Origin of the sequence: Saccharopolyspora spinosa NRRL 18395, assembly GCF_000194155.1 — a bacterium.
GTDB classification, from domain to species: domain Bacteria; phylum Actinomycetota; class Actinomycetes; order Mycobacteriales; family Pseudonocardiaceae; genus Saccharopolyspora; species Saccharopolyspora spinosa.
In genome coordinates this window covers 1-9,921 of sequence record NZ_GL877882.1, presented here as the reverse complement: position 1 = coordinate 9,921, position 9,921 = coordinate 1, and the positions used below count along the sequence as shown (strand labels likewise).

Annotated in this window: 7 protein-coding genes and 2 pseudogenes; all 9 read right to left on the bottom strand. The window is 65.1% G+C overall.

Translation table 11 applies throughout. The features are described 5' to 3' along the window. Nucleotides 1-533 (bottom strand): annotated as a pseudogene (locus tag SSPN_RS57280) (hypothetical protein); the annotation flags it as partial. Beyond that, entirely contained in the window at nucleotides 526-1,809 is a 1,284-nt protein-coding gene (locus SSPN_RS0135700) for a hypothetical protein (protein WP_148272098.1), read from the bottom strand. The pseudogene SSPN_RS57280 and the gene SSPN_RS0135700, both read right to left, overlap by 8 nt. Nucleotides 1,810-3,003: 1,194 nt before the next feature. Then, nucleotides 3,004-3,990, bottom strand: coding sequence for a hypothetical protein (locus tag SSPN_RS57275; RefSeq protein WP_010314508.1), 987 nt, complete (start codon nucleotides 3,988-3,990; stop codon nucleotides 3,004-3,006). Continuing rightward, on the bottom strand, nucleotides 3,987-4,202 hold the full coding sequence (locus SSPN_RS60995) for a hypothetical protein (protein ID WP_237710929.1): 216 nt from the start codon (nucleotides 4,200-4,202) through the stop codon (nucleotides 3,987-3,989). Before SSPN_RS60995 ends, SSPN_RS57275 begins: the two co-directional genes overlap by 4 nt. A 537-nt stretch (nucleotides 4,203-4,739) precedes the next feature. Further along, complete coding sequence (locus SSPN_RS0135680) at nucleotides 4,740-4,934, bottom strand: hypothetical protein (RefSeq protein WP_148272097.1); 195 nt, start codon at nucleotides 4,932-4,934, stop codon at nucleotides 4,740-4,742. Next, nucleotides 4,927-5,514: a hypothetical protein gene (locus SSPN_RS60990; RefSeq protein ID WP_010314502.1), complete on the bottom strand. Its 588-nt coding sequence runs from the start codon at nucleotides 5,512-5,514 to the stop codon at nucleotides 4,927-4,929. Before SSPN_RS60990 ends, SSPN_RS0135680 begins: the two co-directional genes overlap by 8 nt. 15 nt (nucleotides 5,515-5,529) lie before the next feature. Next, on the bottom strand, nucleotides 5,530-5,871 hold the full coding sequence (locus tag SSPN_RS58020) for a hypothetical protein (RefSeq protein ID WP_010314500.1): 342 nt from the start codon (nucleotides 5,869-5,871) through the stop codon (nucleotides 5,530-5,532). A 169-nt stretch (nucleotides 5,872-6,040) separates the two neighbouring features. Beyond that, the gene (locus SSPN_RS47455) at nucleotides 6,041-7,846 is read right to left on the bottom strand and encodes a hypothetical protein (RefSeq protein ID WP_010314498.1); all 1,806 of its coding nucleotides are present in this window, start codon (nucleotides 7,844-7,846) and stop codon (nucleotides 6,041-6,043) included. 952 nt (nucleotides 7,847-8,798) lie between these two features. Then, nucleotides 8,799-9,921: pseudogene (locus SSPN_RS58015) on the bottom strand (hypothetical protein); the annotation flags it as partial.

Here is a 9,921-nt window from a genome sequence, read left to right as displayed (position 1 = left end):
TTATGCGGATCCAGCAGATCCACCACCTGATGCCCATAGCGGTCTCCGGCATGCACCGCAGCGATCACATGCGCGCTACCGTCGGCTCGCTGGTAAATCACCGGCACAGCAACGCCCACCGGCCCGCTCCCCACGTACTGCTCAACCTCAGCCACACCACCCACCCGCCAGGCCCACCGGCCGAACGCCACCTCCAACCGAGCCGGATCCCGATCAGTACCGGCCGGCCCCGCCACAAACTCCCGGTTGAACTTCAGAGAATTATGAAACGCCACAAACGCCTCCAGGCAATTCACCTGGAAACGCACATCACCAGAGAGATAATTGGCCCGGTTCGCCCCCTCCAGGAACCGATACCCAGCCCCCAACTCAGCCCCGCCTATCGCCTGCGCATCCATTGCCAGGCGAGCATCGAGCAACGCCCTCTCCGCCGCATGTATCGCCTCCAACCTCGACTCAACCGTCCGCAACTGCGCTGGAGTCCACTGCCCCTGCTGCACCCACTGCTTCGCAGTTTCGACGTTCTCACGCACACGATTCCCACGCATCCGCCCAAACGTTTTTGTCAACCCCGAACCCCTGTCCGTGCACCCATTGCAGTCCTGCCGCAGCCGACTTGGCCCCTCCCTCGTTTTTAGCCCGCCCAACCCACTCATTCAACCGCTCCTTGTCTAGCTGAGGCCGCTGAACCTGCTTCTCCTTCCCGGCCGCATCACGCCACGCATCCAGCCAAGCCTCGGTGTTAACCGCGAACCGCTGTCCACGCACCCATTGCAGTCCTGCCGCAGCCGTCTCGGCCCCTCCCTCGTGTTTAGCCCGCACAACCCACTCATTCAACCGCTCCTTATCTAGCTGAGGCCGCCGAACCCGCTTCTCCTTCCCAGCCGCAGCAAGCCATGCATCCCCCCAAACGTTTTTGTTAACCTCGATCCCCTGTCCGTGCACCCATTGCAGTCCTGCCGCAGCCGTCTCGGCCCCTCCCTCGTTTTTAGCCCGCACAACCCACTCATTCAACCGCTCCTTATCTACCCCAGACCGCCGAACCTGCTTCTCCTTCCCAGTCGCAGCAAGCCACGCGTCCCCCCAAACGTTTTTCCCAACCCCGATCCCCTTTTCACGCACCCATTTCAGTCCTGCCGCTGCCGACGTAACCCCTCCCTCGTTTTTAGCCCGCTCAACCCACTCCTTCAACCGCTCCTTATCTACCCCAGGCCGCCGGACCTGCTTCTCCTTCCCATCCGCAGCAAGCCATGCCTTCCCCCAAACCTCGTTATTAACCCCGGCCCCCTGTCCTTTCAACCATTTCAGTCCTGCCGCTGCCGTTTCGGCCTTGCCCTCGTTCTTAGCCCGCTCCACCCACTCGTTCAACTCATCCTTCTCTATCCCGGGCCGCCGAGTCTGCTTCGCCGTTTCCGCTTCGGCATCCTGTTGTCCAGAGTGGCCGCTGTTGCTTCCCGCCCATCGCTGGAGCTCCGCCAACTCCGCCGCCTGCTCCTCAACCAACGGCCCCCGCCCCGCCAACTCCTCCAACACCACAAACCGATCGGCAGCAGCCCTTCTCGCCTGGTACTCCGTCGCGTTCTTTGCCCTGTTTTCCTGTTTCCGCTCCGTCGCCCGCTTGTCCTGCTGTGCTCGCTGATCGGTCTCACTCTCGCCATTGCCCGGACTGCCGGAATCAATCCCAGCTGCGGCTGCTGCCCCCTTCCGCCGCTTCGTCCCCCCGGAACTCTCGCCGGCCTCCGTCCGAGCACTCTCATCAGCCTCGCCCCGTGTCCTCTTCGCGCCTTTCGGACCGGCTTTCCCCGTCACCTCGGTGGGCAGCCCGGATCCCCAGCCAACCCCCCCCGCCCCTCCAACTCCTCCAACACCACAACCCGATCAGCGACAACCCTTCTCGCCTGGTACTGCTTCGCGCTAATTGCCCTCTTTTGCTGCTTCCACCGCGCCACCTTCGGCCGGAGCTCCGCCAACTCCGCCGCCTGCTCCCCAGACAACTCCCCCCGCCCCTCCAACTCCTCCAACACCGCAACACGATCGGCAACGCCTTCGGCCGAAGCTCCGCCAGCTCCACCTCCTGCTCCTCAGTCAGCGGCCCCCGCCTCGCCAACTCCTCCAACACCGCAGCGCGATCGACATCAGCCTTTCTGGCCTGGTACCAATCCGCCAACCTTTCCTTCTGTTTCCGCCACAGCTGCGCCTTCGGCCGAAGCTCCGTCAGCTCCGCCTCCTGCTCCACAGTCAGCGGCCCCTGCTCCTTCAACGCCTCCAACTCCACAACACGATCGGCAGCCGCCTTTCTCGCCCGGGACCAATCCGCCATCCTTTCCTTCTGTTTCCGCCACTGCTCCGCCTTCGGCCGAAGCTCCGCCAGCTCCACCTCCTGCTCCACAGTCAGCCCCAACCTCGACTCAACCGTCCGCAACTGCGCTGGAGTCCACTGCCCCTGCTGCACCCACTGCTTCGCAGTTTCGACGTTCTCACGCACACGATTCGGATTGAATTCCAGCGGCATCGTCCGCAAATGCCGCTCCATCCGACCCGTCACCTCAGCCAACGTCGCAATCTCAGTCGGCACGAATGCCGCAGCCCGCCCCTCCCGAGACTCACCCATGTGTTGCCCGGCCGGTTCGCCCGCGTCATCCACCATCTCGGCCAATTCCGCCCGCAACGCCTCGATACGCCGCTGCGCCTGCTCCCAGTCCGTCCGCAAACCCTGATCGAACATCGGCAACGTCGCGAACTCCGCCCGCAGGTTCTCGTCCCGACCCGATCGGCAGCAGCCCTTAACCCCTGGCGATACTTCGCGTCGCTTGCCCTGCGTTTCTCTTTCCGCTCCGCCTCCTGCTCGTCCTGCTGTACTGGCCGCGCCACCTTCGGCTGGAGCTCCGCCAACCTCCTCAGTCAACGGACCCCGCCCCGCCAACTCCGTAACCCGGGCGGCTTCGGCCTTTCTAGCCCGGCGATACTTCGCGGGATCTTCCTGCTCTTTCTGTTTCCGCTGCGCTACCTTCGGCTGGAGCTCCGCCAGCTCCGCCGTCTGCTCCTCAGGCAACGGTCCCTGCCCCGCCAACTCCTCCAACTCCGCAACTGCTCCTCAGTCAACTCCCCCCGCCCCGCCAACTCCTCCAACTCCGCAACACGATCGGCTGCAGCGTTTACCCGCTGAGCATACTTCGCAGACTTTGCCCTGTTTTGCTGCTTCTGTTGCGCCACCTTCGGCTGGAGCGCCGCCAGCTCCGTCGCCTGCTCCTCAGTCAACTCCCCCCGCCCCGCCAACTCCTCCAACACCGCAACCCGCGCGGCTTCGGCCTTTAACCCCTGTTGATACTTCGCGCTCTTTGCCCTGTCTCGCTGCGTCTGCTGCGCCTTCGGCTGAAGCGCCGCCAGCACCGGCGACACATCCAGAACGCCGGCGACATCGCCCTCACCAACACCCCTTTCCCACACGAATGGATCCTCGTCACCGTCAAAATCAGCAGGCCAGTAATCCAAAACCCCACGACCACGCCACGCCTCCGACCAAACCTTTTTCTCAACCCCGACCCCCTGCCGATTTACCCATTCCAGCCCTGCCCCAACCGTCTCGGCCCCTCCCTCCTGTTGAGCCCGCAACACCCACTCAAACAACCGCTCCTTATCTACCCCAGGCCGCTCCAGGCAATTCACCCGAAAACGCGCATCACCAAAGAAGTAGCTGGCCTGATTCACCCCCCGCACACCAGACCCCACCGCACCCACCACACCCTCCGCATCCCGGTCGGAATCCGCCCACACCCCAGACGCCCCCATCCCACCCACCGGATCCGCAGCCACCTCATTCGGCCACACCGCACCTTCCGGAAATGGGTCACCGAAAGGTCCCCTGTCAGGCCCTTCGGCCCCGAACAACCCAACGGAGCCGTCCCAGTCGTGGTAGTCGGGGGGGAATCCGGCGACATCATTCAACTCGGTCGCGAGAACGTCCTCGACAGCGCCCTCGCCCAGCATCACCCCGGCATCTCCCGCACCCACACCCCCCGACCAAGCTGAACCCGCCACCGCCTGCTCGGGCCACGCACCGAGATCGAAGTCAGCCGACGGTACCGCCTCGCGCTCTTTTCCTTCTTTTGCTGCTTCCGCTGCGCCACCTTGCGCTGGAGCTCCGCCAGCTCCGCCTCCTGCTCCCCAGTCAACGGCCCCCGCCCCGCCAACTCCTCCAACACCGCAATACGATCGGCAGCCTTTAACCCCTGGCTATAGTTCGCGGTCTTTGCCCTGTTTTGCTGCGTCTGTTGCGCCACCTTCGGCTGGGGCCCAGTCCCATTCGTCCCGATTGGCCACGCATGAGCGGATGTGGTCGAGAGATTCGTCGATAGGCACTCCCCCCGCCCCGCCAACTCCTCCAACACCACAACCCGATCGGCAACAGCCCTTCTCCCCTGGTACTGCTTCGCTCTCCTTGCCCTCGCTTGCTCTTTCCTATGCGCCACCTTCCGGCGCAGCTCCGCCAACTCCGCCGCCTGCTCCTCAGTCAACGGCCCCCGCCCCTCCAACTCCTCCAACACCACAAACCGATCGGCAGCAACCCTTCTCGCTCCTTATCTACCCCAGGCCGCCGAACCTGCTTCTCCTTCCCAGCCGCAGCACGCCACGCCTCCGACCAAACGTTTTTCCTAACCCCGAACCCCTTTCCACGCGCCCATTGCAGTCCTGCCGCAGCCGTCCTGGCCCCTCCCTCCTCTTGAGCCCGCACAACCCACTCATTCAACCGCTCCGGCCGTCGCCTGCTCCTCAGTCAACTCCCCCCGCCCCCCCAACACCCCCAACCCCACACCCCGCGCAGCGGCAGCCTTTCTCGCCTTGTACTGCTTCGCGTTCTCTTCCTTCGTTTGCTGCTTTCGCTGCGCCACCTTCGTCTGGAGCGCCGCCAGCTCCGTCGCCTGCTCCTCAGTCAACTGCCCCCGCCCCTCCAACTCCTCCAACACCACAACCCGATCGGCCTCGGCCCTTCTCGCCTTGCTCCTCAGTCAACTCCCCCCGCCCCGCCAACTCCTCCAACACCACAACCCGATCGCCTTCGACCGTTCTCTCCCGGCGAGACTTCGCGTACTTTTCCTTCTTTTTCTGCTTCCGCTCCACCTTCGGCCGGAGTGCCGCCAGCTCCGCCTCCTGCTCCTCAGCCAACGGCCCCCGCCCTGCCAACTCCTCCAACACCACAACACGGTCGGCGGCAGCCTTTATCGCCCGGTAATCCCTCGCATCCTTTTCCTTCTTTTTCTGCTTCCACTCCGCCACCTTCGGCCGGAGCTCCGCCAGCTCCGCCGTCTGCTCCTCAGTCAACTCCCCCCGCCCCGCCAACTCCTCCAACGCCACAACCCGATCGACAGCAGCCTTTAGTTCTTGGCGATACTTCGCGCTCTTTGCCCTCTTTTGCTGCTCCTGTTGCGCCACCTTCGGGCGGAGCTCCGCCAGCTCCGTCTCCTGTTCCGAGTTCCCTGGCCCCTCCCTCCTCTTGAGCCCGCACAACCCACTCATTCAACCGCTCCTTATCTATCGCAGGCCGCCGTTTCGCCTTTCCCGCATCAGCATCCTGCTGCCCAGCGGCGGCCACATCACCCACAGCCGACCCCTGGTGGGCGGTGATCTGGACCGTCGACGGCCCAGCCTGCGACTCACCCGGATACACCTCCGCCGAGGCTGGAGCTCCGCCAGCTCCGCCGCCTGCTCCTCAGCCAACTCCCCCCGCCCCTCCAGCTCCTCCAACACCACAACCCGATCGGCAGCAGCCTTTTTCGCCTGGTAATACTTCACGTCCCTTGCCCTGTGTTTCTCTTTCCGCTCCGTCTCCTTCGACTGGAGCTCTGCCAACTCCGCGGCCTGCTCCTCAGTCAACTCCCCGCCGTTGTGGCCCCTCCCTCGGTTTGAGCCCGCACAACCCACACACCCAACTCCCCCCGAGGGATCCCGGACCGGGGAGCCTGCTTCCCCTTCGGGTCCGCAGCACGCCACGCCTCCCGCCAAGCATCGTTGTCAACTCCGTGATTCTGCGCACGCAGCCATTTCAGTCCTTCCTCAACCGTTGTGGCCCCTCCCTCGGTTTGAGCCCCGCTGCCGTTTCGGCCTTGCCCTCGTTCTTAGCCCGCTCCACCCACTCGTTCAACTCATCCTTCTCTATCCCGGGCCGCCGAGTCTGCTTCGCCGTTTCCGCTTCGGCATCCTGTTGTCCAGAGTGGCCGCTGTTGCTTCCCGCCCATCTGATTACCGGGGCGGGGTGCGTTCCGTCGGTGTAACGCGGGGGTGTCGAGCCGTCCCGGGTGACGGCGGTACCCAGTTCCGGGCCGGATCTCCATAGGTGTTGGCCTTCGGAGCCCAGCAGGTGCCAGTGCCCGGTGCCCAGGCCGTTGACGAAGGTCGGCACCAAGGTGCCGTCTTCGGCGACGGTGACCTGGGTGGCGTGGACACGGTTGTCCACGGTTTGAATCACGTCGGCTCGTGTTGTCCACATGCGTGTGTGCAGCGCGCGGGCGAGTCGTTCCGCGAAGGTCAAATCGCCTGGTTCTGGTCGTCGGTGCGCGGTGCATCCCAGCAGTGCGATGGCTTGTCCTGGGACGTAGCGGCGGTCTTCGCGGATTTCGTTGGCGAGGGTTTCGGGTGTGACGTGGCGGCCGTCGGGTAGCACGGCGCGGCCGTCGGGTGTGACGTGCACGCCGACGATCTGGGTGCCTGGCAGGTCGGGTGCCGACTGTGTGGCCTGCTGGATCGTGGCGGTGGAATCGCCGGGTCCGGCGAACAGCAGTGGTTGTGGTCGTGGGGTGCGGGTGATGTCGGTGGGGGGCTGGACCGGGCGTGGCCGGCTTCCATCCGCCCGGTGCAGCATCCATTTCGGGCCCCGGCCCCGGTTCACGCGTGCCAGCACGTCCGCGCCGGTACCGCTGCGGAGGGTGGCGATGTCGGTGTGGGGGGTGACGGTGTCGTCGTGGCCGAGTACCAGCAGGGGTTTTCTGCCCTCGGGGAGGGCGGCGGCGTGATAGGGCGAGCGGGTCCAGGTGGTGTAGTCGGCGGTGTCGGTGGTGCCGTGGATCGCGAGTGTCACCGGTGCGCTGCGTGCGCCCCAGCGGAAGTCGGATCGTGGTGCGGTCCCGGGCTGTGCCCGGGTGCCGGAGCCGGCGAGTGCGGTAACAAGATCCGCGCCGGGTAGCCGGCGGTTGCCGCCGGTGGCGGAGAACAGGTGCCAGTGTCCGGCGGTCGCGGACCGGGCGTGGCCGCCGAGCATCGCGTCGATGCGTTCGCTCCAGGTGGGTAACCCGCCGCGAACGAAGGACAGATCGCCGGTGACGACCCGGCCATCGGTGGTGTGCCAGACCTCCTGGTCGGCGGTGATCACGTCGACGCCGAGGGTGTCGCGTAGCTGGGCGGCGTCGGAGAGGTCGAGCGATCCCTCAGATCCGATCAGCACGACCGGTCGTCTGGCCCAGCCGGGGAGCTGCTCGATTCGCGTGGCCAGTTCGGGCACGACGGTGAGGGTGCCGCCGGATGCGGTCAGCCCGATCACCAGGTGGCCGCGGATCCTGGGCAGCAGCGCGGCGGCGTCCTCATCGTCGGTGTGGGGTGTCCAGACCTCCGGGAGCGTGGCCGGTGCTGGGAGGGGTGTGTGGGTGGGTGGGGCCGAGGCGGGTGGGGCCGGGGCGGGTGGGGGTCCGGGCAGGTTCGCCTCCAACTCCGCAATCGCGACGGCGGCGGCGCCCTTTTTCGCCGGGCGATGCTTCGCGCTTGCTTTCCTCCACGTTTCCCTCTGCTTCGCCACCTCCGCCTCGAGCTTCGCCAGCTCCGCCGCCTCCTCATTAGTCAGCTCCTCCTGAGCCTTCAACTCCGCAACCCGGGCGGCAGCAGCCTTTCCCGCCTGGGACCGCCACGAGAATGGATCCCCCTCATCTTCAAGATCAGCAGACCAGCGATCCAGAACCCCACGACCACGCCACGCCTCCCCCCAAACATTTTTGTTAACCCCGAACCCCTGCCGATTCACCCAATCCAGTCCTGCCTCAATCGTCTCGGCCCCTCCCTCCACTTGAGCCCGCACAACCCACTCATTCAACCGCTCCTTATCTACCCCAGGCCGCTGAACCTGCTTCTCCTTCCCAGCCGCAGCACGCCACGCCTCCCCCCCCTCGTCATCCTCAAAATCAGCAGACCAGTGATCCAAAACCCCACGACCACGCCACGCCGCCGCCCAATCCTTTCTGTTAACCCCGACCCCCTGACGATTCACCCATTCCAGTCCTGCCGCAGCCGTCTTGGCGCCTCCCTCCTGTTGAGCTCGCACAACCCACTCATTCAACCGCTCCCTAGGTACCCCAGGCCGCTCTCGTTCCCAGTCGCAGCACGCCACGCATCCCCCCAATAGGTTTTCCTAACCCGGAGCCCCTGTGCACGCGCCCATTTCAGTCCTTCCGCTGCCGTCGTAACCCCTCCCTCGTTTTTAGCTGAACCCGCTTCTCCTTCCCGGCCGCAGCACGCCACGCATCCCCCCAAGCGTTTTTGCTAACCTCGACCCCCTTTTCATTCACCCATTGCAGTCCTGCCGCAGCCGTTTCGGCCCCGCCCTCGTCCTTAGCCCGCACAACCCACTCATTCAACTCCGCCTTATCTACCCCAGGCCGCCAAACCCGCTTCTCCTTCCCATCCGCAGCACGCCACGCATCCCCCCAAGCGTTTTTGCTAACCCTCGACCCCTTTTCATTCACCCATTCAGTCCTGCCGCAGCCGTTTCGGCCCCGCCCTCGTTCTTAGCCCGCACCACCCACTCGTTCAACTTCGCCTTATCCATCCTGCGCCGCCGAGTCCGCTTCGCCGTCTTCGCTTCGGCATCCTGTTGTCCAGAGTGGCCGCTGTTGCTTCCCGCCCATCTGATTATCCTTTATCTCCTTTTCTATTTCCCGCCGCAAATTGAGCTCGGCCTGCTGCTCCGAAGTCAGCGTCCCCTGCTCCTCCAACGCCTCCAACTCCGCAATCGCGGCGGCAGCGGCGGCCTTTTTCGCCGGGCGATGCTTCGCGCTAGCTTTCCTCCACCTTTCCCTCTGCTTCGCCACCTCCGCCTCGAGCTTCGCCAGCTCCGCCGCCTCCTCCTTAGTCAGCTCCTCCTGAGCCTTCAACCGCAAATTGAGCTCGGCCTGCTGCTCCGAAGTCAGCGTCCCCTGCTCCTCCAACGCCTCCAACTCCGCAATCGCGACGGCGGCGGCGCCCTTTTTCGCCGGGCGATGCTTCGCGCTTGCTTTCCTCCACGTTTCCCTCTGCTTCGCCACCTCCGCCTCGAGCTTCGCCAGCTCCGCCGCCTCCTCATTAGTCAGCTCCTCCTGAGCCTTCAACTCCGCAACCCGGGCGGCAGCAGCCCGTGCTGGCGGTGAGGCAGTGCGCCGCATATCCGGCGCGCCTTCCAAACCCACCTCGCGCACCCTTGCCGCCAGCTCTTCGGCACGCGTCCGCGCGGCCTCACCGGCCTCCAGTTCGGGCAGACCATCTCGCGAGGCTCGATGCAGCGTGATCGCAACCTGATCCACCACCAAATCAAACGCCACCCGCTCCGGCGGCTGAGCCCGCACAACCCACTCAGCCAACCGCTCCCTAGGTACCCCAGGCCGCTGAACCCGCTTCTCCTTCCCAGTCTCAGCACGCCACGCATCCGCCCAAGCGTTTTTGTTAACCCCGTTCCCCTGTCCGTGCACCCATTCCAGTCCTGCCTCAATCGTCTTGGCTCCTCCCTCCACCTGAGCCCGCACAACCCACTCAGCCAACCGCTCCCTAGGTACCCCAGGCCGCTGAACCAGCTTCTCCTTCCCAGTCGCAGCACGCCACGCATCCCCCCAAGTGTTTTTGCTAACCGCGAGCCCCTGTCCCTGCACCCATTTCAGTCCTGCCGCTGCCGTCGTAACCCCTCCCTCGTTT